Source organism: Rhodococcus sp. BP-332 (assembly GCF_019836065.1).
GTDB lineage: Bacteria > Actinomycetota > Actinomycetes > Mycobacteriales > Mycobacteriaceae > Rhodococcoides.
Genome location: NZ_JABUEC010000005.1, coordinates 259,295 through 285,383, shown reverse-complemented (window position 1 = coordinate 285,383; position 26,089 = coordinate 259,295). Strand labels below are relative to the sequence as shown.

At 68.6% G+C, this 26,089-nt stretch carries 27 protein-coding genes and 4 tRNA genes; 12 read left to right on the top strand and 19 right to left on the bottom strand.

Going from position 1 to position 26,089, the window contains the following annotated elements:
- On the top strand, positions 1–285 hold the full coding sequence (locus tag HQ314_RS19620; protein ID WP_027504254.1) for a protealysin inhibitor emfourin: 285 nt from the start codon (positions 1–3) through the stop codon (positions 283–285).
- Here the strand turns inward: HQ314_RS19620 and HQ314_RS19615 are convergent.
- The 8 genes from HQ314_RS19615 to HQ314_RS19580 form a co-directional block, all read right to left on the bottom strand.
- The gene (locus HQ314_RS19615; RefSeq protein ID WP_222650980.1) at positions 224–1,672 is read right to left on the bottom strand and encodes a DUF4153 domain-containing protein; all 1,449 of its coding nucleotides are present in this window, start codon (positions 1,670–1,672) and stop codon (positions 224–226) included. The genes HQ314_RS19620 and HQ314_RS19615 overlap by 62 nt on opposite strands.
- Before the next feature lie 68 nt (positions 1,673–1,740).
- The gene (locus HQ314_RS19610) at positions 1,741–2,703 is read right to left on the bottom strand and encodes a HAMP domain-containing sensor histidine kinase (protein WP_027504255.1); all 963 of its coding nucleotides are present in this window, start codon (positions 2,701–2,703) and stop codon (positions 1,741–1,743) included.
- Positions 2,700–3,401, bottom strand: a complete 702-nt coding sequence (locus HQ314_RS19605) for a response regulator transcription factor (protein ID WP_027504256.1) — start codon at positions 3,399–3,401, stop codon at positions 2,700–2,702. The genes HQ314_RS19610 and HQ314_RS19605 overlap by 4 nt, the downstream gene beginning before the upstream one ends.
- A 92-nt stretch (positions 3,402–3,493) precedes the next feature.
- Positions 3,494–4,744, bottom strand: a complete 1,251-nt coding sequence (locus HQ314_RS19600) for an FAD-dependent oxidoreductase (protein ID WP_222650979.1) — start codon at positions 4,742–4,744, stop codon at positions 3,494–3,496.
- 104 nt (positions 4,745–4,848) lie between these two features.
- Positions 4,849–4,922: transfer RNA gene (locus tag HQ314_RS19595), tRNA-Phe, on the bottom strand.
- A gap of 89 nt (positions 4,923–5,011) precedes the next feature.
- Positions 5,012–5,085, bottom strand: a tRNA-Asp gene (locus tag HQ314_RS19590).
- 93 nt (positions 5,086–5,178) lie between these two features.
- Positions 5,179–5,251 (bottom strand) — tRNA-Glu (locus tag HQ314_RS19585).
- 96 nt (positions 5,252–5,347) lie between these two features.
- A complete protein-coding gene (locus HQ314_RS19580) occupies positions 5,348–5,998 on the bottom strand; it encodes a ScbR family autoregulator-binding transcription factor (protein WP_204866260.1) in 651 nt (216 codons plus the stop codon).
- 320 nt (positions 5,999–6,318) lie between these two features.
- Here HQ314_RS19580 and HQ314_RS19575 point away from each other — a divergent pair.
- A tRNA-Lys gene (locus tag HQ314_RS19575) sits at positions 6,319–6,391 on the top strand.
- A gap of 26 nt (positions 6,392–6,417) precedes the next feature.
- On the opposite strand, the gene HQ314_RS19570 is transcribed toward HQ314_RS19575, so the two are convergent.
- Genes HQ314_RS19570 through HQ314_RS19560 form a run of 3 tightly spaced genes read right to left on the bottom strand, consistent with a single transcriptional unit; the run spans position 6,418 to position 8,473 of the window.
- A complete protein-coding gene (locus HQ314_RS19570; RefSeq protein WP_222650978.1) occupies positions 6,418–7,170 on the bottom strand; it encodes an AIM24 family protein in 753 nt (250 codons plus the stop codon).
- A gap of 15 nt (positions 7,171–7,185) precedes the next feature.
- Positions 7,186–7,857 (bottom strand): AIM24 family protein, encoded by a 672-nt coding sequence (locus tag HQ314_RS19565; protein WP_222650977.1) that lies wholly within the window; start codon positions 7,855–7,857, stop codon positions 7,186–7,188.
- A 1-nt stretch (position 7,858) separates the two neighbouring features.
- On the bottom strand, positions 7,859–8,473 hold the full coding sequence (locus HQ314_RS19560; RefSeq protein WP_374197858.1) for an AIM24 family protein: 615 nt from the start codon (positions 8,471–8,473) through the stop codon (positions 7,859–7,861).
- A gap of 353 nt (positions 8,474–8,826) precedes the next feature.
- On the opposite strand from HQ314_RS19560, the gene HQ314_RS19555 reads away from it, so the two are divergent.
- The 4 genes from HQ314_RS19555 to phoU all read left to right on the top strand — a co-directional run bounded on the left by HQ314_RS19555 (position 8,827) and on the right by phoU (position 13,861).
- Complete coding sequence (locus HQ314_RS19555; RefSeq protein WP_027504262.1) at positions 8,827–9,795, top strand: acyl-ACP desaturase; 969 nt, start codon at positions 8,827–8,829, stop codon at positions 9,793–9,795.
- Positions 9,796–9,922: 127 nt separating this feature from the next.
- Positions 9,923–11,062, top strand: a complete 1,140-nt coding sequence (dusB, locus tag HQ314_RS19550) for a tRNA dihydrouridine synthase DusB (RefSeq protein ID WP_056446780.1) — start codon at positions 9,923–9,925, stop codon at positions 11,060–11,062.
- 63 nt (positions 11,063–11,125) lie between these two features.
- The gene (locus HQ314_RS19545) at positions 11,126–13,108 is read left to right on the top strand and encodes an LCP family protein (RefSeq protein ID WP_222650975.1); all 1,983 of its coding nucleotides are present in this window, start codon (positions 11,126–11,128) and stop codon (positions 13,106–13,108) included.
- Positions 13,109–13,183: 75 nt separating this feature from the next.
- Positions 13,184–13,861: a phosphate signaling complex protein PhoU gene (gene phoU, locus HQ314_RS19540; protein WP_027504265.1), complete on the top strand. Its 678-nt coding sequence runs from the start codon at positions 13,184–13,186 to the stop codon at positions 13,859–13,861.
- An 87-nt stretch (positions 13,862–13,948) separates the two neighbouring features.
- Here the strand turns inward: phoU and pstB are convergent, their stop codons facing one another.
- The 6 genes from pstB to HQ314_RS19510 form a co-directional block, all read right to left on the bottom strand.
- The gene (gene pstB / locus HQ314_RS19535; protein WP_027504266.1) at positions 13,949–14,725 is read right to left on the bottom strand and encodes a phosphate ABC transporter ATP-binding protein PstB; all 777 of its coding nucleotides are present in this window, start codon (positions 14,723–14,725) and stop codon (positions 13,949–13,951) included.
- 15 nt (positions 14,726–14,740) lie between these two features.
- The gene (gene pstA, locus HQ314_RS19530; RefSeq protein ID WP_222650974.1) at positions 14,741–15,670 is read right to left on the bottom strand and encodes a phosphate ABC transporter permease PstA; all 930 of its coding nucleotides are present in this window, start codon (positions 15,668–15,670) and stop codon (positions 14,741–14,743) included.
- Positions 15,671–15,673: 3 nt separating this feature from the next.
- Complete coding sequence (gene pstC, locus HQ314_RS19525) at positions 15,674–16,711, bottom strand: phosphate ABC transporter permease subunit PstC (protein WP_027504268.1); 1,038 nt, start codon at positions 16,709–16,711, stop codon at positions 15,674–15,676.
- Between the two features lie 90 nt (positions 16,712–16,801).
- Positions 16,802–17,899: a phosphate ABC transporter substrate-binding protein PstS gene (gene pstS / locus HQ314_RS19520; protein ID WP_027504269.1), complete on the bottom strand. Its 1,098-nt coding sequence runs from the start codon at positions 17,897–17,899 to the stop codon at positions 16,802–16,804.
- Between the two features lie 220 nt (positions 17,900–18,119).
- On the bottom strand, positions 18,120–19,031 hold the full coding sequence (gene mshD / locus HQ314_RS19515; RefSeq protein WP_374197857.1) for a mycothiol synthase: 912 nt from the start codon (positions 19,029–19,031) through the stop codon (positions 18,120–18,122).
- 1 nt (position 19,032) lies between these two features.
- Entirely contained in the window at positions 19,033–19,821 is a 789-nt protein-coding gene (locus HQ314_RS19510; RefSeq protein WP_056446762.1) for a response regulator transcription factor, read from the bottom strand.
- A 180-nt stretch (positions 19,822–20,001) separates the two neighbouring features.
- On the opposite strand from HQ314_RS19510, the gene HQ314_RS19505 reads away from it, so the two are divergent.
- The 5 genes from HQ314_RS19505 (at position 20,002) to HQ314_RS19485 (ending at position 23,141) form a co-directional block, all read left to right on the top strand.
- The gene (locus tag HQ314_RS19505; RefSeq protein WP_027504272.1) at positions 20,002–20,781 is read left to right on the top strand and encodes an LmeA family phospholipid-binding protein; all 780 of its coding nucleotides are present in this window, start codon (positions 20,002–20,004) and stop codon (positions 20,779–20,781) included.
- On the top strand, positions 20,778–21,227 hold the full coding sequence (locus HQ314_RS19500; RefSeq protein ID WP_222650973.1) for a thioredoxin family protein: 450 nt from the start codon (positions 20,778–20,780) through the stop codon (positions 21,225–21,227). Before HQ314_RS19505 ends, HQ314_RS19500 begins: the two co-directional genes overlap by 4 nt.
- A 270-nt stretch (positions 21,228–21,497) precedes the next feature.
- On the top strand, positions 21,498–21,956 hold the full coding sequence (locus tag HQ314_RS19495; protein WP_222627838.1) for a DUF4395 domain-containing protein: 459 nt from the start codon (positions 21,498–21,500) through the stop codon (positions 21,954–21,956).
- A gap of 40 nt (positions 21,957–21,996) precedes the next feature.
- Positions 21,997–22,830: a sulfurtransferase gene (locus HQ314_RS19490; protein WP_056446752.1), complete on the top strand. Its 834-nt coding sequence runs from the start codon at positions 21,997–21,999 to the stop codon at positions 22,828–22,830.
- Between the two features lie 2 nt (positions 22,831–22,832).
- On the top strand, positions 22,833–23,141 hold the full coding sequence (locus tag HQ314_RS19485; RefSeq protein WP_027504276.1) for a DUF1416 domain-containing protein: 309 nt from the start codon (positions 22,833–22,835) through the stop codon (positions 23,139–23,141).
- A 90-nt stretch (positions 23,142–23,231) separates the two neighbouring features.
- On the opposite strand, the gene HQ314_RS19480 is transcribed toward HQ314_RS19485, so the two are convergent.
- Positions 23,232–24,734, bottom strand: coding sequence for a cutinase family protein (locus tag HQ314_RS19480; protein WP_222646616.1), 1,503 nt, complete (start codon positions 24,732–24,734; stop codon positions 23,232–23,234).
- A 269-nt stretch (positions 24,735–25,003) separates the two neighbouring features.
- On the opposite strand from HQ314_RS19480, the gene HQ314_RS19475 reads away from it, so the two are divergent.
- Positions 25,004–25,666 (top strand): FABP family protein, encoded by a 663-nt coding sequence (locus HQ314_RS19475; RefSeq protein ID WP_027504278.1) that lies wholly within the window; start codon positions 25,004–25,006, stop codon positions 25,664–25,666.
- On the opposite strand, the gene HQ314_RS19470 is transcribed toward HQ314_RS19475, so the two are convergent.
- On the bottom strand, positions 25,654–25,962 hold the full coding sequence (locus tag HQ314_RS19470) for a hypothetical protein (RefSeq protein WP_222650972.1): 309 nt from the start codon (positions 25,960–25,962) through the stop codon (positions 25,654–25,656). The two genes, HQ314_RS19475 and HQ314_RS19470, sit on opposite strands and share 13 nt — an antisense overlap.
- Between the last annotated feature and the right edge of the window lie 127 nt (positions 25,963–26,089).

The window sequence follows — 26,089 nt, the reverse complement described above, 5'->3', positions numbered from 1 at the left end:
ATGGTCATCGTGGTGGTACGCAGCGGCGGCGTGGCCGGGATGACCCGCCGCGGCAGCGTCGACACCACGGCCCTCGGCGACACGGCACCCGAGTGGGAGCAGCTGGTCACTCGCGCGCTCCCCCTGTTGAACGGCCTGCCCGAGTCGTCGTCCCTCGCTCGCGACACCTTCCGGTGGCGACTCGAGATCGGCGAGCACTCGTGCGAGACCGGCGATTCGGCACTCACCGGCCCGCTTCGCGAGCTGGCAGAGCGCACTCTGCGAGAGGGTCGCTCGCCGCGATGACGGCGGCCTCACGGCGTGCGAGGTTCGCGTTCCACCACGGGTCGCTCCCGGGCTCGTCGACGATGCAGTCGCGCAGCGTGGGCGGCAGGGTCGACACGGCGGGCACCGCGTCCGCCGACAGCGTGCCGAGATAGTCGACGTCGATCAGTCCGGTCCGCTCGTAGCGCTCGACTGCCCGCTCTGCGACCAGCGCATCGACGTTCACCACCGCCATCACCAGCACGCCCAGCGCCGCCGTGCCGACGATCACCGCGGGCAGTAGGCGCGCGGACCAGCGCGCACCGGCGACGATGACGGCGAGCACAACGACGCCCAACCACACCTCGACGGCCATGACCCCGACTCGCAGCCGAGTGAGACCGAACTGCTGCTCGTACAACGACATTCGGTACACCGCCGACCAGACGACCACCAGCGTCAGCACACACAGCGACCCGAAGGCGATGCGCGCGAGCACCCGGTCGCGCCGCACCTCGGCGTCGACCTTGCGTACCTGCACGGCGACCACGACGAGCACGCCGACTGTCACCGTGATCAGCTGCCAGAATCCCGATCGGGCGTGGTCCGCGAAGGTCAGGTCGTCCGTCGTCATCACGTGGTCGTGTCCGCCGAACAACGTGGCTGCCTGCACCACCACGAACGCAGCGAACACGACGACGAGCGCGCAGACCGGCACCGCCCACTCCCACACCGGTCGTCGTCGACCGGCGCCGGGAGCGAGCGCATCGAGTGCCATCGCGTGACGCTTCGCGTGGGCGACACCCAGAATCCACAGCGCGACGCACAGAGCCACGACCGGCCCCAGCGGGTCGACGTCGACGGACACGGTCGGGATCACCGCGTCGACGAGCGAGGCGAAGCGACCGTCGGCACCCGCGAACAGCAGCGTGAACACGGTGACCAGCAGGGCCGTGCTCACCACGACGCGCAGCGTGCGTACCGCGGACCCCCGAGACGGGAGCGTCACCTGTGCGGCACCGGTTCCGAGCGAGCGGAGCACGGCTCCCTGCACCACGACGGGCACGATCGGCGCGAGCACCGTGGCGGTGAACGTCGTCGATCTCGTGGTCGACAGAGCCACACACCACACAGCCAGTCCGACGGACGACGCTGCGAGCCATCCCGAATCGCGGACGAACGGGACCAGCAGCAGCGCGAACGCGGCGCCGATCCATGCCACGGACCAGCGCGACCGGTCCGGCAGTCGAGCGGCGAGGACGGCAGCGACGCCGACAACGAGGTAGGCCACCGACGGCCGGTCGGTCAGTATGGCGCCGGCGACCACCCCGACCGCTGCGGCGGAGCCCACGGCCCAGCGACGCGGAGACTCGGTGACGGTGCGGACCGGCGACTGCGCCGCCGGATCGGGAAGAAGGTCGGTAGTCATCGTGAACCTCTTTCGGGCAGGGGTGATCGCGCGAGCACCGGATGCGGTGTCACGTGCCGAGTGCGGGGTCAGACGGGAAGGGTGAGCCGGAAGCAACACCCGGCGCCGACGTCGACCACATCGAGTGTGCCGCCGTGCAACTCGGCGGCCCATCGAGCGATGGCGAGCCCGATGCCGGTGCCGCCGTCGGTCGACCCGCCGCGGACGAACCGGTCGAACACCCGAGCGCGATCGGCCGGCGCGATCCCGTCGCCCTCGTCGACCACGTCGATGCGCACCGTGTCGTCACCCACCACGGCCGACACGGCCACTGCACCGTCGGGCGGACCGTGGCGCACGGCGTTCTCGACCAGATTGGCCATCACCTGCCGTACCCGTTCCTCGTCGGCGGTCACCGTCGCACCGGGAGGCTCGACCGACACCGAGAACCGGGTCGCCGTGCTCTGGGTGACCACGCTGGTCAGGAACTGACGGAGGTCGAACGTGCTGCGCGACAGACCGAGTGCGCCACCCTCGAGCTTCGACAGATCCAGGAGGTCGTCGACGAGCCGAGCCAGACGTTCGGTCTGCTCGAGGGCGACTCCCACCGTCGCCGGGGTCGCCTCCTGCACCCCGTCGGCGATGTTCTCGAGCACAGCCTGCAGCGACGCGATCGGTGTCCGGAGTTCGTGCGAGACGTTGCCGATCAGCTCCCGACGGTAGCGGTCGGCCTCTGCGAGGTCTGCCGACATCGTGTTGAACGCGACGGCCAGCTGGCCGATCTCGTCCCGCGACGTGGCACGAACCCGGTGCGTGTAGTCCCCGTTCGCCATCGCTCGCGAGGCTGCGGTCATCTCGCGCAGCGGCGAGGTCATCCCGTGCGCGACGATCTGCGTGACCACCAGAGCCACGACGAGTGCGAGCAGCAGCGCGTACCGGAACGGCTGCTGCGCCGCGAGCCAGAAGGTGCCCGACGCCGCGAACAGCGCGATCACCACCACCAGGCCGGTCTTGACCTTGAACGAGCGCAGCGAGTCGAGAGGGCGGATCATCCGCGTGCCCGGAACGCGTACCCGACGCCGTGGACGGTGCGCACCACGTCGGACCCCAGCTTGCGCCGCAACGCCTTGACGTGGCTGTCGACCGTGCGGGACGGCACCGACGTCATGGAGTCGTCGCGCGACCACCCCCACACGTCCGACAGCAGTCGATCTCGCGCGAAGGCCGCGCCCGGCCGCCGAGCGAGGAACAGCAGCAGATCGAATTCCGTGCGTGTCAGGTGGACCTCGTCGCCGTCACGGAAGACCCGCCGCGCGTGCTCGTCGACCCGCACGTCGTCGAACTCGTGCACGACGGTCGGCGTCGGCGCGGGATGGCGTTCCACCCGGCGCAGCAGTGCGTGCACGCGGGCCACCAGGGTGCGCATCGAGAACGGCTTGGACATGTAGTCGTCCGCACCCACCCCGAGGCCCACCAGCTGGTCCGTCTCGTCCGACCGCGCCGTGAGCATGAGGACGGCGACGGCGCCCTCGGGGCGGGACTGGATGCGTCGGCACACCTCGAGACCGTCGAACCCGGGCAGCATCACATCGAGGACCACAAGGTCGGGGTTCGTGCGGGCCACCGTCTCCACGGCGGCCGGTCCGGTCGACGCGAGGTCGACGTCGAAGCCCTCGGACCGCAGCCGTGCCGCGATCGCGTCGGCCAGGGCCCGTTCGTCCTCGACCACCAGAATTCGTCGTCGATCCATGAAACAGACCGTAACGGCACCATGTGCGGGTCTCGGGGACACGTTGTGAAGATTCCGTGGAGATCGCTCCGGCCCACGAACCGGACGCCGCGTCAGCCGAGCAGCCGCGCCACCTCGGCGGCCGCGCGACCACCCGACACCAGAGCACCCTGGATCGACGGGGTGTCGCGATGGTCGCCGGCGAGCAGCACGCGGTCACCGACCCGCAGCGATCGCCGGAGCGACGTCCCGGGTGCCTGGACCGGGAGCGCACGCCGCACGTCGTGACGCACGATCACCCGCCACGACGCGGTGGACCGACCCCACAGCCGGTCGAGAACGGCGCGCACGACGGACTCCGCGGCGGGACCGGCGTCGTCCAGCAGCGTGGTCGCCTGCACCAGGGTCTTCCCGGTCGGCGCGTATCCCGGTGCGATGGAGCTCATCTCGGCGGTGTTGACCACCACGCCGCCCGTCCCCGAGATGCGGAGGAACTCATCGGATTCCGCGGCGTCGGCCTCGAACCACCACGTCGACAACCCGCGCATGGGAGAGGTCCGGGTGTCCGTCAGCTCGGTCGCGCCTCGCGCATCCGTCGCCACCACCACGGCGCGGGCCCGCAGCACCGCCCCGTCGGCGATCCGTACGGCGGGTGCCGCGCCGTCGGTGACCTGCTCGACGCGCGAAGAGTACGCGATGTCGACCCCGGCATCGCGGGCGAGCTGCTCGGGGAACGCCTGCATTCCGCGGTTCGGCACACCGGGTGTCGCGAGAAGGAAGCTGCGGAGCACGAGCCGGACGTAGCGGTCCGATGTGTCTCCCACGCCGTCGGCGAGGACGCCGCTGAGAAACGGGGCGAGCAGAGCGGAGCGCAGCGGACCGCGGAGGCCGACGCGGTCCCAGTCGGCGGCGAGTGCAGCGTCGGGGGATGCCGCAAGGCGGCGCACCGGTCCGACAGCGGGCAACGCCCATCGCGCGGCGCCGACGACGGCGCCCGGGTGCAGCAGGCCCAGGCGAGCCGCGGACCGCACCGTCCCGAGGAGAAGGCGCGGGTGCCGTGTCGGGTCGGCGACCGTGTGCGCTCGCCCCGAGTCGTCGACGATCCGCACCCCGCGACCGGCGACCCGCAGATCGAGTGCGGACACGTCGACATGACGCTTCACGGCCGGGTAGGAAGGGTTGAGGAGCTGGAAGCCTCGATCACAGCGGAAGCCGTCCACGACGTCGGTGCGGATCCGTCCACCCGGGGCGTCGGCCGCCTCCACGACCCGCACCGTGAATCCACGTCGCCGCAGCGCCGCGGCGCACCGTAGACCGGCGATACCCGCCCCCACCACGATCACGTCCGCATCGATGTCAGTCATGCCCTATCGATACCACCCGGTCGTCGGCGACCTCGGACGACGGGTCCGGAAACGAGAAGAACCACCTGCGCGGGCAGGTGGTTCCAGTCTGTGTCTTCACTCGGTGGCCAGAGCCGGGATCGAACCGGCGACCTTCCGCTTTTCAGGCGGACGCTCGTACCGACTGAGCTACCTGGCCGTGGGCACCCTCGCGGGTACCGGTGATGCTGTACTACTCGGTGCTGACGATCATCGCATCACTGAGGTATTGCGACCTCTGAGGTGTTGCGACCCTGACGGGACTCGAACCCGCGACCTCCGCCGTGACAGGGCGGCGCGCTAACCAACTGCGCCACAGGGCCATGCTGTGAAGCATGTACTGCGTGGAAGACCCTACTGCATCTTCGTCCTACTTCTCACCACTCCCCGCTTCAGCGTTGTCACTCGCTGAAACGTACCCCCTACGGGATTCGAACCCGCGCTACCGCCTTGAAAGGGCGGCGTCCTAGGCCGCTAAACGAAGGGGGCCCGTCGAATCGCTCCGACCGTACCCCAACGGCGTTCCGTTGGGAGCTTGGATAGCTTAGGACACCGCCTCGGAATTTCACAAATCCGCAGGTGAGGCTATGTTTCGACGCTCACGGCGTCGACTCGGGGCCACCCGTTGACGCGCCACTTGTCGAGCCATTCCCGCGACGCCATCGCCATCAGGAGAACCTCGAGGGACTCCTCGAACAGCACCACCAGGTCGGTGTCCTCGGCGGTCAGGTCGGCCATGTACCGCTGTCCGGCGAGCGAGGTCACGAGCACGCGGGTGAACATGCGCGGATCGATGTCGGGGCGCAGCAGACCGGTCTCGTGCGCCTCGGCCGCGAGCTTGTGCGCAGTACGACCCCACACGGCGCCGGCGCCCTCGCGGATGCTCGCATGGAACTCGGGCTCGACCACGAGACGGAACTCGGCACGGACCACGACGTTCTCGTCGAAGGACCGGGCGAGCTGGAAGATGAGGCTGTGCAGCCATTCGAGTGCATCGACGCCGTCCGGACGTTCGACGTCCATGATCGCGACGTACTTCTCCATCGCCGTCTGCAGAACGGCGCGAGCCAGTTCTTCCTTCGAGCTGAAGTGGAAGTACATCGCACCCTTGGTGGCGCGTGATCCTTCGAGAATCGTGTTGACCGATGCCGCGGTGTACCCACGCTTGCTGAACTCGTACGCGGCTGCCTCGACGATCGCGGCCCGGGTGCGTCGAGCACGTTCTTGCTGTGCCATTGCGCTGCTGCCTCCGAAATTGAACACCCTGAAGGGCCCTGATACTGACTGAAGGGTAGCCGACAAACCTGAGAATCCCCTCGGACGTGGCCGCAAACATCGAGCTCGAGCGGGTTCCTTCGGCGTGTTCGTACAGCTCCGCCAGCGTGTCGAGTGCTCCGATGACCGGTATGTCGGTTATCGCTCCGGCCGGTGTCCGAATGTCGACCGTCGAGAATGGTGATGATTCATAGCGAATAGGTGAATGGTGAATGCGTCACTCCCGACGTGAGGCCAGGTCGAGAGCGTCCGGCCGGGGTCCATTACACTCGTCGAGCACTGCCCCTATAGCTCAGTTGGTAGAGCTACGGACTTTTAATCCGCAGGTCGTAGGTTCGAGCCCTACTGGGGGCACAACATCATTCCCACACAGTCGGCGCTCAGGAGTTCTGGCTCAGCCGGGCCCCGATGCTCTGATGGAGTGAGCGCAACGCGTTCTGACCGAGCGCCACGGTCTCCGACTCGATGTGTCGGAGCAGATGCGCGTCGCTCACCACCTTCTCGGACGACTGGATCAGCACCGTTCCCGCACCGGTGAAGTCGAACTGCCGCTCCTCCCCCGTCTGCGCTCCGAGGAGCATCCCCTGCGCCGCCCCCAGGAAGCTCTGCATCCACTGCGCGTCGAAGTGATGGGACGGAGCGGGGCAGTCGGCCCAGCCGACGAGTGCCTGCGGATCCACTCGAACGGGCGGTTCGGCGAACACGACCGCACCGTTGGACGAGGCGAGGAACTTCCCGGTGCCGAGCAGCGTGAGAAAACCGGGCACGATCGACTGCTTCAACTCGAGACCGGGTTCGAAGGCCAGCAGATTCGACGCGCGGATCGTCAGATTTCCGTCGTCGAGATCGAACGAGTTGATGTCGAAGCCGCGGTCGCCCAGCAGCACCTTGCCGTGTCCGCTCGCGAGCACCCAGTCGTTCGCGTACAGCGGCGACGAGAAGCGCGAGGCCACGACGGCCGCCATCGACGTCCGTCCGAGAGGCTCGAACTGCACCGACCCGTAGTAGGCGATCATCGCGCCCTTCGCCGTGAACCACGGCTGCCCCGCGAGTTCGATGCAGAAGGCGTAGTCGTTTCCCGCCACGTTGTCGTTCACCGGCAAGTTGTGCGGGTTGTGCACGACGTCGGTCATGTCCGATCCCTCTCGTCAGAACTTCTGCTCGGACGCCTGGACCCACACGGTCCCTGCGCCGCCGATCGCGAGTTGCACGGCTTCGCCCGAACCGCGGCCGACGGCGTCCCGCCACCCGACGTTCGCCGAGATGTCGACGGTCAGAGTGCCGCGGTGACACACGTAGGCCTGCGGATCGACCACCACCTGCGGCCGGTGCGGGCCCACCTCGATCTCGACCATCCCACCGTGGGACAGCACGGCCACCTGCCCACGGCCCGCGACCTGCGTCGTGAACATGCCCTGCCCGGTCATCGCCCCGCGCACCGCGCCGCGGACGCCTCCCTGCTGCGTCAGGGGTACGACCGATGTCGAGAGTGCGCCACTGTGTGCGAGCAACCGGGACGCCTCGACCGAGATGACACCGGTCCCGTCGAGATCGATGACGGACACGTGCAGCCCGGCGTGGCCGTAGTGCACGGTGCCGGACCCCTCGGCGGCCATCATGGCGACGTGCTCGCCCGACATCATCCGGCCGGCCATACCCGCGACGGCACCCATCCCCGGCATGCCGCCCGCGCCGCCGATCGTGTGCGGGACGAAGCGGACGTCGCCCTGGTGGAACAGCATGGATCCACGGCGCGCGAGGGTGGGCGAGCCCGGGGCGACGGTCGACTTCACGACCTTGCTGTTGACGAGTTCCAACATGTCAGCGCTCCTGCGGCTGGATGTAGACGACACCGGTGCCGTCGAAGCGGAGGGAGAAGGCCTCGCCGCTCCCGCCGCCGACGGCCGACCGCCACGTGACGTCGGTGACGAAGCTCTGTGTCACCTGACCTCGGTGCGCGACGAAGGCGTCCGGATCGACCACCAACGGGTACTGCGGCGACACCTCGAGCGCGATGAGCGGTCCGCCCGCGGACAGCAGCCCCACCTCGCCCTGTCCACTGACGACCGTCGTGAAGAGGCCCTGCCCGGACGAGGCGCCGCGGAGCCCGGCGAAGGCCACATCGGACCGCAGCCCGCCGGACAGAGCGAGCAACTGCGACGACTCGACGTGGAGTGCGTCACCCGTCAACGGCACGACGACGACGTGCTGCGCGTCGACCGCGAGCCGCACCGTTCCCTGCCCCGCCATCTCCATCAGGGACAGCGACTCGCCGGTGACCTTCTGCTTGAGAGCGGCGCGCAGTCCACCGCCACCGCCCATCCCGGCGTTACGGAAGGTCACCTGGCCCTCGTACGCGATCATCGATCCGGTGACCGCCCGCACGCTGTCCCCGTGCAGGTCGACGACCAGAACGCGGTGTCCCTCGGTTCTCAGTTGCGCCACGGCAGACAGAATGGCAGACAACGGTCGTCGCCACAGTGGCTCCGGTGATCTGTCCCCTGCCACCGACTCCGAGTGACGCACAGTACATCGAGTTCGTTTCTCGCAGAAGTCACAACACCTGTACCCCGTACCCCGCGGCATATACTGGACGAGGTCGACGGCGGGCGGGCGTAACGAACTGTCGCCCCGCTCGATGAACGTCTACCGGACGGTACGCACCCCTCGCGGCGGCTCGTCGAAGCAATTCACATCGAAGTTACGGTGCCGTAGGCTGCCCTCACAGTACGAGGCAGCGCGGTCATCGCGCGGAAGCAGTGAGCCGAACACCATTCTGGAGGACACGCATGGCACGGGATCTGACCCAACTGGAGCTGCTCGGAGAGCTGCAGCCGGTTGCGGAAGAGAATCTGAACCGGCATCTCTCCATGGCGAAGGAGTGGCACCCCCACGACTACGTCCCCTGGGACGAGGGGCGTAACTTCGCCGCGCTCGGTGGCGAGGACTGGTCGCCCGAACAGTCTCGGCTCGACGAGGTGGCCAAGGCCGCCATGATCACCAACCTCCTCACCGAGGACAACCTGCCGTCGTACCACCGCGAGATCGCGGAGAACTTCTCGCAGGACGGCGCCTGGGGCACCTGGGTGGGCCGGTGGACCGCCGAGGAGAACCGCCACGGCATCGTCATGCGCGACTACCTGGTGGTCACGCGCGGAGTGGATCCCGTCGCCCTCGAGCAGGCCCGCATCGAGCACATGACCAACGGCTTCTCCTCGGCCGCTGCCGGTGGCCACGATCAGATGGGCTTCCTGCACTCCGTCTCGTACGTGACGTTCCAGGAGCTGGCCACGCGAGTCAGCCACCGCAACACGGGCAAGGTCTGCAACGACCCCATCGCCGACCGCATGCTCCAGCGCATCGCGGCCGACGAGAACCTGCACATGATCTTCTACCGCAACCTGTGCGGTGCGGCGCTCGACATCTCGCCCGACCAGGCGCTGCGTGCCATCGCCGACATCGTGCAGAACTTCCAGATGCCCGGCGCCGGCATGCCCAACTTCCGCCGCAACGGCGTGCTGATGGCCAAGCACGGGATCTACGATCTGCGTCAGCACCTCGAGGACGTCGTCATGCCGGTGCTGCGCAAGTGGAACATCTTCGATCGCACCGACTTCACCGCCGAGGGCGAGCAGACGCGTGAGGAGCTCGCCGCCTTCCTCGAGAAGCTGGAGAAGGACGTTCTCAAGTTCGAGGAGCAGCGCGACCGCATGCTGTCCCGCGAGGCTGCCAAGCGGCAGGCCGCGCAGGCATCCTGACCCGCACCGCACCACGGAGTGGCCGAGTGCCAGTTCCGACGGATACCCTCGATGTGCCCGGCACCCGTTCCGCGGATGCCGGGCACATCGCTGTTTCCCGTCGACCATGTCTGGTGTGTGATCAACCATGACTCTGCAGATCGGTTCCCTCGCCCTGCGTAGTCCCGTCGTCCTCGCGCCGATGGCCGGTGTCACCAACGTGGCGTTCCGCACGCTGTGTCGAGAGCTCGAGGAGACGCTGACGGGCAGCACCTCCGGGCTCTACGTCTGCGAGATGGTCACCGCGCGTGCCCTCGTCGAGCGGCAGCCCGCCACGTTGCACATGACCACGTTCGGCCCGACCGAGACGCCTCGCTCGTTGCAGCTCTACACCGTGGACCCGGACACGACGTACGACGCCGCGAAGATGATCGTCGACGAGAACATGGCCGACCACATCGACATGAACTTCGGCTGCCCCGTGCCCAAGGTGACGCGCAAGGGCGGCGGCGCCGCCCTGCCGTACAAGCGATCGCTGTTCGGACGCATCGTCGCCGCGGCGGTGAAGGCCACCGAGGGGACCGACATCCCGGTGACCGTCAAGTTTCGGATCGGCATCGACGACGAGCATCACACGCACCTCGACGCAGGACGGATCGCCGCCGGCGAGGGTGCTGCGGCCGTCGCGCTCCATGCGCGCACCGCGGCGCAGCGTTACTCCGGTACGGCCGACTGGTCCGAGATCGCGCGCCTCAAGGATCACGTCCGCGATGTCCCCGTCCTGGGCAACGGCGACATCTTCGACGCGTCCGACGCCGCCCGCATGATGGCCGAGACCGGCTGCGACGGGGTGGTCGTCGGCCGCGGCTGCCTGGGACGACCCTGGCTGTTCGCCGAACTGTCCGCCGCTCTGCGCGGCACCACTGCGCCGACTCCGCCCACGCTGGGCGAGGTCGCCGTCATCATGCGTCGGCACGCCGAACTGCTGTCCGACCACCACGGCGAGGGCCGCGGGCTCCGGGAGATGCGCAAGCACGTCGCCTGGTACATGCGCGGCTTCCCGGCAGGCTCGGACCTGCGGGTACGCATGGCCACCGTCTCGACACTCGCGGAGCTCGACGAGCTGCTGGCTCGCCTGGATCCGACCGTTCCCTTCCCGGCCGACGCCGAGGGCCCCCGCGGTCGCCAGGGTTCCCCCGGCGCCGTGTCGCTGCCCGACGGCTGGCTCGACGATCCCGACGACTGTGCGGTGCCGGCGGGCGCCGATCTGATGCACTCGGGCGGATGATCAGTACTATGGCGTCGATCCGTCGACCACTGTTCGACGCCCGAGAGAAAGACGGAACGACCAGTGGGTGACGAGAACGAACCGGGGTCGCCCACACCCGGACGACGCGCCCCCTGGGAGCGTCCCATCTCGCGAGTGCCGCGCTCCGATCGCGACCCCGAGACACCGTCTCCCCCGTCCGAGCAGCCCGCGCCGGAACAGCGCCCGCCAGCGGATCGACCCGAGCCCGACCAGACACCGCCGTCCTCGTCCGACGACCAGGATCGACGGCTCTCGGTGGCCGAGGTCGTGGATCGGATCTCCCGCATCGGTTCGAACCGGGGACGCGCAGCGGGTCGCGACGACTCGCCGACCTCCGGCGCGAACGATCGAGCGGTCGCGTCGAGCCCTCCACCGCCCCCGCCGGTTTCACCTCGCGAGGATCCGGAGCCGCCCACCGAGGTGATCGCCCCCGTCGTGGACGAGCGACGCACCGCGGAGCGTCCGGCACCCGAGGCGGTCGGCCCCGTCGCACCCCCGACGCTCACGCGGCTCGCCCTCAGCAGGGCACGCAAGCGCAAGCGGATGCGGGTCGCAGGCCGTGTCGGCGTCTCGATGGTCTCGATCCTGGCCCTGGTGATCACCGGTGTCGTGTGGGGATATCTCCGGGCGACCGACCGCGGGTTCGAGCAGGTCGCGGCCCTGGACACCGAGTCCACCGACGTGGTCGACGCGCCCGGCCAGTACGGCGACGAGACCTACCTCATCGTCGGGACGGACACCCGAGCCGGAGCCAGTGGTGAGATCGGCGCCGGCACGGTGGCCGATGCCGAGGGTGCACGGTCCGACACCGTCATGCTCATCAACATCCCGGCCGACCGCAGTCGCGTGGTAGCCGTGTCGTTCCCCCGCGACCTCGACGTCGAACGCCCCGAGTGCGAGGGCTGGGACAGCACCACCGGTGACTACACGGGCGAGATGTATCCCGCCGCGGACGGCGACAAGCTCAACGCGACCTACGCGCTCGGTGGACCCAAGTGCCTGGTCAAGATCATTCAGAAGATCTCCGGACTGCGGATCGGCCACTTCGTGGGTATCGACTTCGCCGGCTTCGAGTCGATGGTCGACGAGGTCGGCGGGGTGGACGTGTGTTCCCCGGTTCCGCTGGTCGACGAGGAGCTGGGAACGGTCCTGGCCACCGCGGGCGAACAGCGCATCGACGGACGCACCGCGCTCAACTACGTGCGCGCCCGCAAGGTGGACGCCGAGGGTACCGGTGACTACGGACGCATCAAACGTCAGCAACTCTTCCTGTCCTCGCTCCTGCGCTCCGTGCTGAGCAACCGCGTGCTGTTCGACCCGGGCGCCCTCAACGGCTTCGTCACGGCATTCACGCGGGACACGTTCGTCGAGAACGTGAAGACATCGGATCTGCTGACGCTCGGCAAGTCGCTGCGCGGCGTCGAGGCGGGCGCGGTCACGTTCCTCACCGTCCCCACCGCGGGTACCACCGACTACGGCAACGAGATCCCGCGGACCGACGACATCAAGGCGATCTTCCAGGCGATCATCGACGACCAGCCGCTCCCCGGTGAGGAACGCGCACCCGAGACCACCCCCGAGGTCGCGCCGCCGGTCACCACCGAACCGCAGGTCGCGGTCGACCCCTCGCTGGTGTCGGTCCAGATCTCCAACGCCTCGGAGACCAGCGGACTGGCCGCCACCACCGCGGACGAACTGGCGGCCTACGGCTTCCAGGTCGTCGGGACCGGCAACGCCGAGACCACCGGTGCCGCGGCGACCGTCGTGCGGTACGGCGCCGGGTCGATCGCGGACGCGTCGACGGTGGCCAGCACCATTCCGGGAGCGGTTCTCGAGGAGACGCCGACTCTGGGCGGCATCGTCGAGGTCGTCCTGGGGACTGATTTCCAGGGCTTCCTGACGCCGCCGACCGTCGTCGGAGACCTGCTTCCGACCTTCGCGACGGGGGTCTCCGGAGCGTCCACGGAGGTCGCTCTCCCCAGCGATCTGACGGTCACGAACGGGGCCGACGAGTCCTGTGTGTGAATCGCTGCTCCGCATTCACCGCCCGTTCACCGCCTGCATGCCCTGTACCCACGTACGGCCGAGTAAAATCGGGCCATGCGCGTGGCTTACAACGAACAGATGACAGAACTCGCCGACCTGCTCGGCGAGATGGCCGCCCTGGCCGGTAGTGCGATGGAGCGCGCCACGCAGTCCCTGCTGCAGGCGGATCTCCGGATCGCCGAGCAGGTGATCGGCGAGCACGACAAGATCACCGACCTCAGTGCCCAGGCAGAGGAGCGCGCCTTCGCGTTGCTGGCTCTCCAGGCACCCGTCGCCGGCGACCTCCGCTCGGTGGTCTCCGGCATCCAGATCGTCGCCGACATCGACCGGATGGGCGCTCTCGCCCTGCACGTCGCCAAGATCGCGCGTCGTCGCCACCCCCAGCACGCACTGCCGGAGGAGGTCAACGGTTACTTCGCCGAGATGGGACGCATCGCCGTCGCTCTCGGCTCCTCCGCACGTGAGGTGCTCGAGACCCGCGACCCCGAGCGCGCCGCGAAGCTCCGTGAGGAGGACGAGGCGATGGACGACCTGCACCGCCACCTGTTCAGCGTCCTCATGGACAAGGAGTGGAAGCACGGCGTCGCCGCAGCCGTCGACGTGACCCTGCTGGGTCGCTTCTACGAGCGCTTCGCCGACCACGCCGTCGAGGTGGGCCGCCGAGTCATCTTCCTGGTCACCGGCAGCCTGCCCAGCGACCTGCCGACGCCTCCCGCGCAGCACGTGTCCTAGTTCTTCCACTCGGTACCCGGACGCACGAAAGGGCGCCCTCCCCGCGGGGAGGGCGCCCTTTCCGTGGGTGGACGCGCGAGCTGCGGTCTAGCCGAAGCGCCCGGAGATGTAGTCCTCGGTGGCCTTCTGCGACGGGTTGGAGAAGATCTTCTCGGTGTCGTCGATCTCGATCAGGTTGCCGGGCTTGCCGGTGGCCTCGAGGTTGAAGAAGCCGGTCTGGTCGCTCACACGTGCAGCCTGCTGCATGTTGTGCGTGACGATGACGATGGTGAAGTCCTTCTTCAGCTCACCGATCAGGTCCTCGATCGCCAGCGTCGAGATCGGGTCGAGAGCCGAGCAGGGCTCGTCCATGAGCAGGACGTCGGGCTGCACCGCGATCGCGCGGGCGATGCACAGACGCTGCTGCTGACCACCGGACAGACCGCCGCCCGGCTTGTCGAGGCGGTCCTTGACCTCGTTCCACAGGTTCGCGCCCTTGAGCGACTCCTCCGCGACCTCGTCCAGCTGCTTCTTGCTGCGGCCACCCTGCAACTTCAGGCCGGCCACGACGTTGTCGCGGATGGACATGGTGGGGAACGGGTTCGGACGCTGGAAGACCATGCCGATGGTGCGGCGGACGCCGACCGGGTCGACGCCGGAACCGTAGATGTCCTCGCCGTCGAGCAGCACCGAGCCCTCGACGCGAGCACCCGGGGTGACCTCGTGCATGCGGTTCAGCGAGCGGAGCACCGTGGACTTGCCGCAGCCGGACGGTCCGATGAAGGCCGTGACGCTACGAGGAGGAACGGAGAGCGTCACGTTCGACACGGCGTGGAACTTGCCGTAGAAGATGTTGACGTCCTTGAGATCGAGTCGTTTTGCCATGTCGAGATCCTTCTGTCAGAAGTTCTTGGGAGCGAAGAAGCGGGAGACCAGCTTCGCGCCGATGTTCAGCACCGCGACGATGAGGATGAGGGTGAGGGCGGCACCCCACATCCGCTCGCTGGTGAGGGCAGCGGTTCCGGCCTTCTGGAGGTCGACCATCATGAGCGGCAGCGACGTCTGCGGACCGGCGAACAGGTTGAAGTTGATGGCCGTCGCGGACCCCACCAGGATCAGCACCGGCGCCGTCTCACCCATGACGCGGGCGAGAGCGAGCATGATGCCCGTGACGATGCCCGAGAGCGCCGTCGGGACGACGATCTTGGCGATGGTCTTCCACTTCGGCACACCCAGCGCGTACGACGCCTCGCGCAGGTCCTGGGGAACGATGCGCAGCATCTCCTCCGCCGAGCGCACGATCACGGGGATCATGAGCAGGACCAGGGCGAGCGAGACAGCCAGACCTGACCGGTCGAAGCCGAACGTCGCGATCCACAGCGAGTAGATGAACAGCGCCGCGACGATGGACGGGACACCGGTGAGGATGTCGACCATGAACGTCGTGGCCTTCGCGAGCCGCGTACCCACGCCGTACTCGACGAGGTAGATGGCGACGAAGATGCCGATCGGGATGGAGATGACCGCGCAGAAGAGTCCCTGGAGCAGCGTTCCGACGATCGCGTGGTACGCGCCGCCGCCTTCCTTGAAGGGGGTGACACCCGCCTGCGAGTACTGCCACCAGTCGGCCGACGCGACGGCGCTGATACCGCGGGAGACGACGGTGTAGAGAACCCAGATCAGTGGGACGAGCGCAATGAGCACCGCGAGGGACACGAGGACCGTCGCGATCGAGTCGGAGGCCTTGCGACGGGCACTGACACCCTGGAAGGTCGGCTCCTTGACGGGGCGATCCATGGTGGCGGTTCCACCGGACGTGGTGTCGGCCATGGGTCAGTCCTTCTTTCCAGCGATGGCGGCGCGGGCGCCGGCGTTGACGACGAAGGTGAGGACGAACAGCACCAGGCCCGCGGCGATGTAGGCACCGGCCTGCAGCTGGTTGTTGAACTCACCCGCGGCCAGTGCGATCTTCGTCGCGAAGGTGTTGCCGCCGTCGAACAGCGTCCAGCCGAACGTCTCCTGGGTGCTGCGGATGATGATGTAGAGCGCGATGGTCTCGCCGAGCGCGCGGCCAAGGCCCAGCATCGAGCCGCTGACGAAGCCGGACTTGCCGAACGGGATGACCGTGGTGCGCACGACCTCCCACCGAGTGGCGCCGAGGGCGAGAGCAGCCTCGATCTGGCCACGGGGCGTCTGGACGAACACCTCGCGGGTGACCGCGGCGATGATCGGCAGGATCATGACGGCGAGCACGATCGCACCGGTGAAGATGGTGCCGCCGCCGGCGATGGAGACGGAACCGGTGGCGAAGAGCGGGAACCACGCGAGGTTCGTGTTGAGCCACTCGGCGACGGGCGAGATGACCGGCGCGAGAACGTACAGGCCCCAGAGTCCGAAGACGATGGACGGCACGGCGGCCAGCAGGTCGATGACGTAGCCCAGCGGGCCCGCCAGACGCTTCGGGGCGTAGTTCGTCAGGTAGATCGCGATGCCCAGTGCCACCGGCATGGCGATCAGCAGAGCCACCACCGACACCGTGGCCGTGACCAGGAACAGGTCACGGACACCGAAGAGCATGGCGGACGTGTCCGACGTGCTCCACTGCCCGTTGTACGTGAAGAAGTTCACGGTGTTGTTCTGCAGCGCGGGGATCGCCCGCCACAGGAGGAACCCACCGATCGCCGCGATCAGGACGATGACGAAGACACCGGAACCGGTGGCGAGCGTCGAGAAGATGCGGTCACCCGGGCGGGTGACCGTACCTGAGGCTTTCTTGTCGGGCACTGGTGTCGGCGCTTCCGTCTTGCGAGCGGCGCTCACGGCCGATGTGGTGGCCGGCGTGACGTCGCTGATCGAATGGGTGTCGCTCATACCGCTCACTGTCTCGTGTGGGGTGGTACGGCATCGCCTGCATCACCCGGTGAATGGTCTTCGGGGGTGATGCAGGCGAGAACCAGTGTGTCAGGAAATGGCGTTGATCGCCGTCACCAGACGCTCCTTGAAGCTGTCCGGGAGCGGCACGTAACCGGCAGCCTCGAGGCCTTCCTGGCCCTCGTTGGCAGCGCTGAGCAGGAACGACTTGACGCCCGCGGCGGTCTCCGCGTCGTAGCCCTTGGAGCAGACGATCTCGTAGGTCGACAGCACCAGCGGGTAGGAATCGGCTTCCTTGCTGGCGAACAGTGCGTCGGTGTCGAGCGCGAGGTCGTTTCCGTCACCGGAGAAGGTGACCGTGTCGATCGCCTTGGCGGCGGTCTCGGTGGTGAGCTCGACGGCACCAGCGCCGAAGTCGATCTGCGCCGCGGTCAGGTTCTCCTGATCGGCGAAGCCCTTCTCGACGTACGTGATGGCGCCCGGGGTGGCGGCAGCGGCCTGAGCGACGCCCGACGAACCGTTGGCGCCCTCGCCCACTCCACCGGCCCAGTCGGAGCTGTGGTCCAGCGTCCAGGACTGCGGTGCGGCGTCGGACAGGAAGCGCTGGAAGTTGTCGCTGGTGCCCGAGGAATCCGAGCGGTAGATCGGCGTGATGGCGGTGGTCGGGAGCGACGCGCCCTCGTTCAGCGCGGCGATGGCCGGATCGTTCCAGGTGGTGATCTTGCCGGTGAAGATCTGGGCGATGACGTCGGGCGTCAGGACCAGGTCGTCGACACCGTCGAGCGTGTAGGCCACGGCGACCGGACCGAACACGAGGGGAAGGTTCCACGCCGGGTTGCCGGCGCAGCGCGTGGCGGCCGCGTCGGCCTGCTCTTCCTTGATGGACGAGTCCGAGCCCGCGAAGTCCACGAGACCGGCGACGAACTGGGTCCGGCCGTTGCCGGAACCGCTCACGGTGTACTCCACGGCCTTGCCGGAGCACACACCCGAGTAGACGGACGTGAAGTTGGACATCGCGTTCTGCTGCGCCGACGATCCTTCGCCGGTGATGGGGCTCTTGCCCTCGCACGTCGCGGCGGAGTCACCACTGCCGGTGGCCTCGACGTTCGCGTCGGAACCACATGCAGCCAGCGTCAATCCGCCGACAGCCAGTACACCCATGAGGGCAATGCTGCGCTCGAGCTTCACCTGTCTCCTCCAGAAACAGCCCGTCGGCGACCGATCGGTCGGCGGGCGAGAAAAGATGCGGTGACGTCGTACCGCAACGGGCAGCGTGCGCTACCCGTGGGAGAACGTAAGCGCCGGTGGTGGACGGTTCACCGCGCCTTTGTGAACGGAGGGTGAACAGACAGACCGAAAACCCGGATCGGGATGCGATGCGCGTCTCAGGGACCGCACCGGTCCCGCGTCAGACGCGCGCGAACGCCGCGTCGACGTGGAAGGTGGTGAAGCCGAGCCGGTCGTACGTGTGCACGGCGGCCGTGTTGTCCGACTCGACGTACAGCAGCACGCCGGCGAGGCCGCGATCGGCAAGGTACCGCAGGCCGGCGAGCGTGAGGGTCCGGCCGAGCCCCCTCCCCTGGGCCGCCGGATCGATACCGACGACGTAGACCTCACCCAGTTCGGGATCGTCTCCGGTCGGCGGGTGCACCTTGGTCCAGTGGAACCCCAGCACGGTGTCCGGGTCGTCCGTCGACGTCGCCACGAACAGCCCCGCGGGGTCGAACCAGGACTCCGCGCGGCGCTCGTCGATCTCCGCCTGCGTCCAGCCACCCTGCTCGGGGTGCCAGGAGAACGCGGCGTTGTTCACCCGCAGGATCTCGGCGTCGTCGGACTCCCGGTAGGTCCGCACGGTGATGCCGTCCGGGACGGTGAGTTCGGGCAGGGGCGCCGCGTCGGGGCCACCGAGCGGGCGGCGCATCTGCAGCAGTTCGCGGACCACCTCGAGACCGACTTTCTCGGCGATGCGATCGGCGGCGGGCAGCCGCCCGTGGGCCCACACGCGCGCCCCCGGTGCTGCGAGAGCGCGGTCGACCAGCGCGGTGCCGACGCCGCGGCCCCGGTGATCGGGGTGCACGACGGCCTCCACCATGACCGGCGCGTCACCGCGCGCGGGCGAGAGCGTCGCGTACCCCACGAGGTGTTCGCCGTCCAGTGCCAGCAGATGCTCGTCGTCCCGCGGAGAGTCCACGGCGCGCTCGGCCTGCTCCGACAGCGGCGGTGTCCCGTCGGCGGTCGTGGCGGCCTCGATCGCGTCGCGGACGCGTCGGGCCTCGTCGCCGACCGGTCGCCGTGCCTCGAGTCGAATCGCGTCGCTCACGTCAGAAGGCCGTCCGATCAGCTGGGGCGAACGAGGGTGTCGCCGTGTCGTTCTCGATGTCCAGGTCGCCGTCCGACGGCAGGTCGACCGCGTCGTCGCTGCCCGCCGCGCCCTTACCTGCCCGGCTCGGTCTCACGGCCTTGTATCCCACGTTGCGCACGGTGCCGATGAGCGACTCGTACTCCGTTCCGAGCTTCGCGCGCAGACGCCGGACGTGCACGTCCACGGTGCGGGTACCGCCGAAGAAGTCGTACCCCCACACCTCCTGCAGCAGCTGCGCCCGGGTGAAGACGCGGCCCGCGTGCTGGGCGAGGTACTTGAGGAGCTCGAACTCCTTGTAGGTGAGGTCGAGCGGTCGCCCGCGCAGACGGGCGGTGTAGGTGCCCTCGTCGATGACGAGCTCGCCGAGCGTGATCTTTCCCGAGGCCTCGGGACTGCTGACGCCTCCGTGGCGGCCCACGAGCAGACGCAACCGGGCATCGAGCTCGGCGGGTCCGGTGGTGGGCAACAGGATGTCGTCGAGGCCCCACTCCGCGTTGACGGCGACCAGACCGCCCTCGGTGAGCACGGCCACCACGGGTACCGACGAGCCGGCGCTGCCGAGCAGTCGGCACAGTCCGCGGGCGGCGGCCAGATCGGTGCGCGCGTCGACGAGCGCGATGTCCGCGCTCCCGGCCTCGAGCAACGACGAGACCTCGGTCGGCGCGGGACGCACCGTGTGCGCCAGGAGCGCGAGGGACGGGAGCACGGACTCCGGATCCGGATCGGAGGTCAGCAGCAGCAACTCCACAGGGCCTCCTCGTCCGCTCTTCTTCGGCCGGACGAGCCCACCAGCGGGTCCGCGACCGGCACTTCCGGTTGTTCTTCGGTCACAGACTAACCTGTCGGAAGGCAGGACAGTCGGCTGCGAGCCGCCACCGCCCGCCTCGGGACCCGCCCGCAGGACACCGAACCGCCCGAGAGGAACTCCGTGCGAAAACTGATCGTCGGGCTCGTCTTCGTCCTGGCGCTCGCTCTGGCCGCCGATTTCGGCACTGCCGCCTACTCCGAGTACCGCGTCTCGCGGGCACTGCGGGACGGCGGAGATCTGGTGTCCGATCCGCAGGTGACCATCCACGGCTTCCCGTTCCTGACCCAGGCGGCCGACGGCAGGTACGGCCGCGTGGAGATCCGAGCGCAGGACGTCCCCACCGACTACGTCGAGAAGACGACCATCGAGGCGACGTTGCGCGGCGTGCGTATTCCGGCCTCCGACCTGCTCGACGGATCGGTGCGCACGGTGCCCATGGATCAACTCGACGCGCGCGTCCGTATCGACGCCACCGACCTCGGCCGGTTCCTCGAGATCCCCGACCTCCAGGTCTCCACTCCCCCAGCCGACCGCTCCGACGGCACCGGCGGTTCGGGCGGTTCCGGCGAGACCACCGCCGGGGCCGTGGTCCTCACGGGCACCGTGCCCGTCGGCCCCCTGGACACCGCGGTCAGCGTCACCGCCGAGCTCCGGCTCGACGGTGGAACCGTGTCCATCGTCGCGTCGGACCTCTACTTCGGGCCCGAGGGCCAGGCAGACTTCACCATCCCCGACTTCCTGAAGCCCGCGGTCCTGGGCCTGTTCACCCGCACGATCGACGAGCAGCAGCTGCCGTTCGGCATCCTCCCCACGTCGGTCTACGCGGAGGGCGGCCAGATCGTCATCGAGGGCAGCGCCGAGGACGTCACCATCGAACTCGACGAGATCCGCACGCCGTGAGCGCCGTCGTCGTCCTTCTCGTCGCCCTGGCGCTCGCCGCCGTGGTGGGCCTGTGGGTCCGCCGCCGAGAGGGCGCCGTCCGCACGTCGGATCGCGGCGGCGCGTCGGGATCGCGAGCTCACGCTCTGCGCACCGCCGGCGCCACCGACGGCGCGGTGACCGTGCTCCACTTCTCCGCCACCTGGTGCGGCCCGTGTGCGGCGGTGCGACGCGTCGTGTCCGCCGTGGTGAGCGACCTCGAGTCGGCGGGGCACCGCGTGTCCGACGTCGAGGTGGACATGGACGAGAATCCGCAGCTCGCCCGCGACTTCGGCGTGATGTCTCTCCCGACCACCTTCGTACTCGACGGGGCGATGCGGGAACGATCGCGCGCGTCGGGTGTGCCGTCGTCGAAGGACCTGCGGGCCGCAGTGCTCTCGGCGTCCGATTCACCCTCGTCGGAGTGACGAGCGACACCCGGAACTTCTGGATCTGGACCGGCGTGGGTACCATGGCCGACGTGACCGCCAGCCACGAGCTTCTGCTCACCCGACGCCGCACAGTGGACCTGTGCCGCCTCGGTGGCTGTTGCTGCCGTTGCCGCTGACGACGGTCCTCCCCTCGTCGACCCGTCCGCTCGGGTACAGCCGTGCTGTACCGACCTCGGACCGCTCGACGATCGCCGGAGACCATGCGCATCCGCTCGGTCCCCTTTCCTCCACTCCAGGAGCATCTCGATGTCATCCATTCCCCCGCAGGTCGACGTTCGTGGTCCCCGCTTCGTCGCCTGGGTGACCACCGGTGTCCTCGTCGTGACGCTGCTCGTGTCGACGGTGTCGCTCACCGCTGCAGCGGTGCTCCTGGGCCTGCAGACGCTGGTCTTCGCGTACGGCGCTGCTGCCGGGCCGGCAGCGCATCCCTACGGACGCGTGTTCCGCGCCGTCGTCGCACCGCGCCTGGGCCCGGTGTCGGAGACCGAACCGACGACCCCCCTGCGGTTCGCGCAGGGACTGGGATTCGCCTTCTCGATCGTGGGAACCCTCGGGTTCGCGCTGTCCTCGACGACCGTCGGCACCGTCGCCACGGGTCTGGCCCTGTTCGCCGCCGTGCTGAACGCGGCGTTCGGAATCTGCCTGGGCTGCAAGATCTACCCACTCGCGAGTCGGCTCCTGCCGGCTCGACATGCCACCACCTGAACCACCCACCACCTGTCAGAGAAGAATCGAAAGGAACCACATGGCTCGCTCCGACGTCCTGGTCACTGCCGACTGGGCCGAGCAGAACCTGCATGCTCCCAAGACCGTGTTCGTCGAGGTCGACGAGGACACCAGCGCCTACGACACCGGCCACATCGAGGGTGCCGTCAAGCTCGACTGGAAGTCCGACCTCCAGGATCCGGTCCTTCGTGACTTCCTGAACCAGGAGCAGTTCTCGGACCTGCTGTCGACGCGCGGCATCGCCAACGACGACACCGTGATCCTCTACGGCGGCAACAACAACTGGTTCGCGGCCTACGCCTACTGGTACTTCAAGCTGTACGGCCACAAGGACGTCCGTCTGCTCGACGGCGGCCGCAAGAAGTGGGAACTGGACGGTCGTCCGCTGAGCACCGACGCCGTCTCGAGGGAGACCACGTCATACAAGGCCGAGGCTCCCGACCTGTCGATCCGCGCGTTCCGCGACGAGGTCATCGCCGCCATCGGCACCAAGAACCTCCTCGACATCCGCTCCCCCGACGAGTACTCGGGCAAGATCCTGGCGCCGGCGCACCTCCCGCAGGAACAGAGCCAGCGTCCCGGCCACATCCCCGGCGCCGTCAACGTGCCGTGGAGCAAGGCAGCGAACGAGGACGGCACCTTCAAGTCCGACGAGGAACTGAAGGAGCTCTACGACGGTGTCGGCATCGATCCGAGCAAGGGCACGATCGCGTACTGCCGCATCGGCGAGCGCTCGTCGCACAGCTGGTTCGCACTGACGCAGCTGCTGGGCTACGAGAACGTCAAGAACTACGACGGCAGCTGGACCGAGTACGGCTCCCTCGTGGGAGCACCTATCGAGTTGGGAGCGTAATCATGTGTGGAGCACCTGCTCAGGGACAGACCCTTCCCGCCGGCGTCGACGTGGAGAAGGAGACGGTCATCACGGGCCGTGTCCTGGCCGCGTCGGACGGTCAGCCCGTCGGCGGTGCGTACGTGCGCCTGCTCGACAGCACGGGTGAGTTCACCGCCGAGGTCGTCGCGTCCGGAACCGGCGACTTCCGCTTCTTCGCGGCCCCCGGCACCTGGACGCTGCGCGCGCTGTCCGCGTCCGGCAACGGCGACGTGACCATCTCGCCCGAGTCCGCCGGCCTCCACGAGGCCGAGATCTCGATCGGCGCCTGACCGAACACCTCTCGTTTCAGCCGAACACCCTCCCCAGCGTGCTGGGGAGGGTGTTCGCGTCGTGGAGGGTGTGCGATCCGACCGCGGGAACTACTTGCCGGGCTCCGGCGGGAGGCCGAGGGACTTCAGCACTTCCTCCCACGTCGACGGCACCGTCTCCACGGGCTGCGCCGGCGGCGCGAGATAGCCGGGATTCACCGGGGGAATCACGCGGGGCTCGGCGGGCGCCGTCGTGTCTCCCGCAGGAGGAGCGGCCGGCTCGTCGACCGGAGGGGCCTCGCTCTGCTCGCGAGCGAGGTCGGTGATCCAGCGGATCATCTTCTCGCTCTCCCAGTCGCGGCCGTTGTCCGGGAAGTTGTCCCAGTAGTAGAGGTGCTGCAGAAACCCCAGTTCGACGTAGGGCTTCTCGAACAGCTGCGGGATGTCGGCGTTGTCCTCGCCGAACCCCACGGCCTCCGCCTGCAGCTTGGCCTCGACGACGGGGCGGCCGGGACCGAGCGCCCACGTCACGGCGTCGAACATCTCGCGCGGCGTCGGCGACCTCTCGTCCGGCAGTGGCTGGGTGCGGTCCGACACCCGGAGCATCACGTCGAGCAGAGACTCGTCCGACGTGGCGAAGTCCGGGTCGCTGAAGACGTGCGCGATGGTGCGAGCCGCGACGTCGGACGAGACCGCGACGAACTCGGTGACGGTGCGGCCCGGATCGAGCAGGGTGAAGTGCATCCGCCCGAAGACGTTGAGCGCCAACGGCAGGACGCCGAGGTTCTCCGGTGCGTCACAGGCGATGTCCATCGGACGGCACGCCCACCGGATCTTGTTCGTGAGGGTTCCGTAGTCCTTCGGCTCGGACGACATGAAGCCACCACCCGGCGGACCGGGCTTGTCCAGAGACGCAGTGCCGGCAGGGCGGTACGGATCTCCGACGAGGGCGACCCCGGCGATGTCGTCGGACGTCACGTGCGCCGTGGACGGTCGGGACCCGATGTCGACGGCGAGGCGCTCGACCACCTCGGCACCCACGCTGTAGCCGAGCAGCACGTACTTCGTCGACGTGCCGCACGCGGTCTTGTTGGCGTCGATCATCCGGCCCATGGTCGCGAGGCCCTCGGCGACGGATTCCTGATAGGTGGGCACCGGCTCGGCCACGGCCACGCCGTACTCCGACGCGTACGGCACGTACACCCAACCGACTCGTCCGGGCGTGGACGCCGAGGCCTCCCCCGCGGGCACGGTCACGTTGCCGACCCAGTTGGACCACGGCAGCCGGTCCACCTCGTCGACGGGGTTCCGGTCCGACTCCGAGTCCGTCGCGCCCGTGATGGCGACGATGAGCACGTCGGGGCAGTCGTACGCGTAGTTGTTCGGATCCTGATCGACCTTCGTGCCCAGCCCGAACGTGTCGAGCACCGACTCGACGGGGTCGTCGCCCAGACCGAGCGGATCGGAGGGGGTGATCGGTGCCGCCCCCGCCAGTCCTCCAGGGATCGCGCACAACAGCAGTGTCGCGAGGGCAGCGGTCGCCGCGCGCAGCACGATCCTCGTCGGCCCGGTCCGCCGACGGTCGGTCGGGTCGAGCCCGGTCACACGAAGCATGGATGGATCACCCTCGTCTCTCGGTTCCAGAACCTCACGACCTTAAACAATGAATCGCGTCACCGGACCCGGCACAGGTTGTCATCCGTCACACAGTCTGCGGACCGCCTGCGTCGACCGATCGCGACGGCGGCCCGTGGCAGATCCACGACACCGCCGGTCTACAATCGGTGCGTGGTCCTATTCTTCGAAGCACTCCTCATCCTGGCGTCGATCCTCATCGCCTGGTTCTCGCTGTACGTCGTCTATCGCCTGGTCACCGACGAGTCGTGACCGACGAGTTCGGCACCCCGGCGCCCCGCCTGAGCGGTGACGCCGCGGTCGCGCGTGCGGAGGAACGGGCCAAGGAGACGGCCGGGCGCAACATCCCGCTGCTCCCCGATCTGCCCGGTGACGGTGACACCGCCAATCTGCGGCAGGGTCCCGACATCTCGCACTCCATGCTGGCACTGCTGCCGCTGGTCGGCGTGTGGCGCGGCACCGGTGAGGGACACGACGCCGAGGGCGACTACACACTGGGACAGCAGATCGTCGTGAGCCACGACGGCGGTCCCTACCTGTCGTGGGAGTCCCGCACCTGGCGCGTCGACGAGAACGGCGCCTACGCCGGTCGCGACCTGCGCGAGTCCGGCTTCTGGCGGGTGAGCGGAACCGGTGAGCCCGGCGACGACGGCGAGGAGACCCTCGAGCTCCTGCTGACCCACGCCAGCGGGCTCATCGAGCTGTACTACGGCCGCGCACTGACGCAGTCGTCCTGGGAGCTGGCCACCGACGTGGTCATCAGAAGCACGTCGGCGGCGCTGGTCGGGGGCGCGAAGCGTCTCTACGGCATCGTCGAGGGTGGCGATCTCGCGTACGTCGAGGAGCGGGTCGGACCGGACGGCGATCTCGAGCCCCGGCTGTCCGCCCGCCTCGAACGCTACGTGGGCTGACGCTCGCCCTTCTCGCTCTCCGCATCCTCTCCGGAACCGGTGTCGGATCTTTCGGAGGCACCGTCCTCGTCGAAGTCCGCGAACGCGGTACCGGACACGGTGCCGCCGGTGCCGGGCAGCGTCACCGTCTCGCGCGCACCGGTCTCGTACCGCGCATTGAGGCCGTCCATCTTCTCGCCGGCGCGATCGAGGTCCTCCTGCGTCAGCTCGGGGCCCACGGTCTCCTCGTTCGCCGAACCGGTGTCGGAGGACGTGTCGTCGGTGTTCGTCGTGTCGGGCTGCTCGTCACTCGTCATGTCCCCCACAGTGACACAGGCGAGGGGGTCTGCTCGGCAGAACGGGAAAGACCAGGCGCGCGGGCCTGGTCCGGACATGGGACGACCCCCGAGCCCTACCGGTACACCGTTGCAGGAGTACGGGTCT

Bases quoted from the DNA above. Each gene is read 5' to 3' on its own strand.
- dusB (WP_056446780.1), top strand. From the start codon at position 9,923: ATGACTCTGCAGATCGGTTCCCTCGCCCTGCGTAGTCCCGTCGTCCTC.
- HQ314_RS19495 (WP_222627838.1), top strand. From the start codon at position 21,498: ATGTCATCCATTCCCCCGCAGGTCGACGTTCGTGGTCCCCGCTTCGTC.
- HQ314_RS19580 (WP_204866260.1), bottom strand. From the start codon at position 5,998: ATGGCACAGCAAGAACGTGCTCGACGCACCCGGGCCGCGATCGTCGAG.
- HQ314_RS19620 (WP_027504254.1), top strand. From the start codon at position 1: ATGGTCATCGTGGTGGTACGCAGCGGCGGCGTGGCCGGGATGACCCGC.
- HQ314_RS19490 (WP_056446752.1), top strand. From the start codon at position 21,997: ATGGCTCGCTCCGACGTCCTGGTCACTGCCGACTGGGCCGAGCAGAAC.
- HQ314_RS19615 (WP_222650980.1), bottom strand. From the start codon at position 1,672: ATGACTACCGACCTTCTTCCCGATCCGGCGGCGCAGTCGCCGGTCCGC.
- HQ314_RS19565 (WP_222650977.1), bottom strand. From the start codon at position 7,857: ATGTTGGAACTCGTCAACAGCAAGGTCGTGAAGTCGACCGTCGCCCCG.
- pstC (WP_027504268.1), bottom strand. From the start codon at position 16,711: ATGAGCGACACCCATTCGATCAGCGACGTCACGCCGGCCACCACATCG.
- HQ314_RS19610 (WP_027504255.1), bottom strand. From the start codon at position 2,703: ATGATCCGCCCTCTCGACTCGCTGCGCTCGTTCAAGGTCAAGACCGGC.
- HQ314_RS19555 (WP_027504262.1), top strand. From the start codon at position 8,827: ATGGCACGGGATCTGACCCAACTGGAGCTGCTCGGAGAGCTGCAGCCG.
- phoU (WP_027504265.1), top strand. From the start codon at position 13,184: ATGCGCGTGGCTTACAACGAACAGATGACAGAACTCGCCGACCTGCTC.
- HQ314_RS19480 (WP_222646616.1), bottom strand. From the start codon at position 24,734: ATGCTTCGTGTGACCGGGCTCGACCCGACCGACCGTCGGCGGACCGGG.
- HQ314_RS19605 (WP_027504256.1), bottom strand. From the start codon at position 3,401: ATGGATCGACGACGAATTCTGGTGGTCGAGGACGAACGGGCCCTGGCC.
- pstB (WP_027504266.1), bottom strand. From the start codon at position 14,725: ATGGCAAAACGACTCGATCTCAAGGACGTCAACATCTTCTACGGCAAG.
- HQ314_RS19600 (WP_222650979.1), bottom strand. From the start codon at position 4,744: ATGACTGACATCGATGCGGACGTGATCGTGGTGGGGGCGGGTATCGCC.
- HQ314_RS19570 (WP_222650978.1), bottom strand. From the start codon at position 7,170: ATGACCGACGTCGTGCACAACCCGCACAACTTGCCGGTGAACGACAAC.
- HQ314_RS19485 (WP_027504276.1), top strand. From the start codon at position 22,833: ATGTGTGGAGCACCTGCTCAGGGACAGACCCTTCCCGCCGGCGTCGAC.
- pstA (WP_222650974.1), bottom strand. From the start codon at position 15,670: ATGGCCGACACCACGTCCGGTGGAACCGCCACCATGGATCGCCCCGTC.
- HQ314_RS19470 (WP_222650972.1), bottom strand. From the start codon at position 25,962: ATGACGAGTGACGAGCAGCCCGACACGACGAACACCGACGACACGTCC.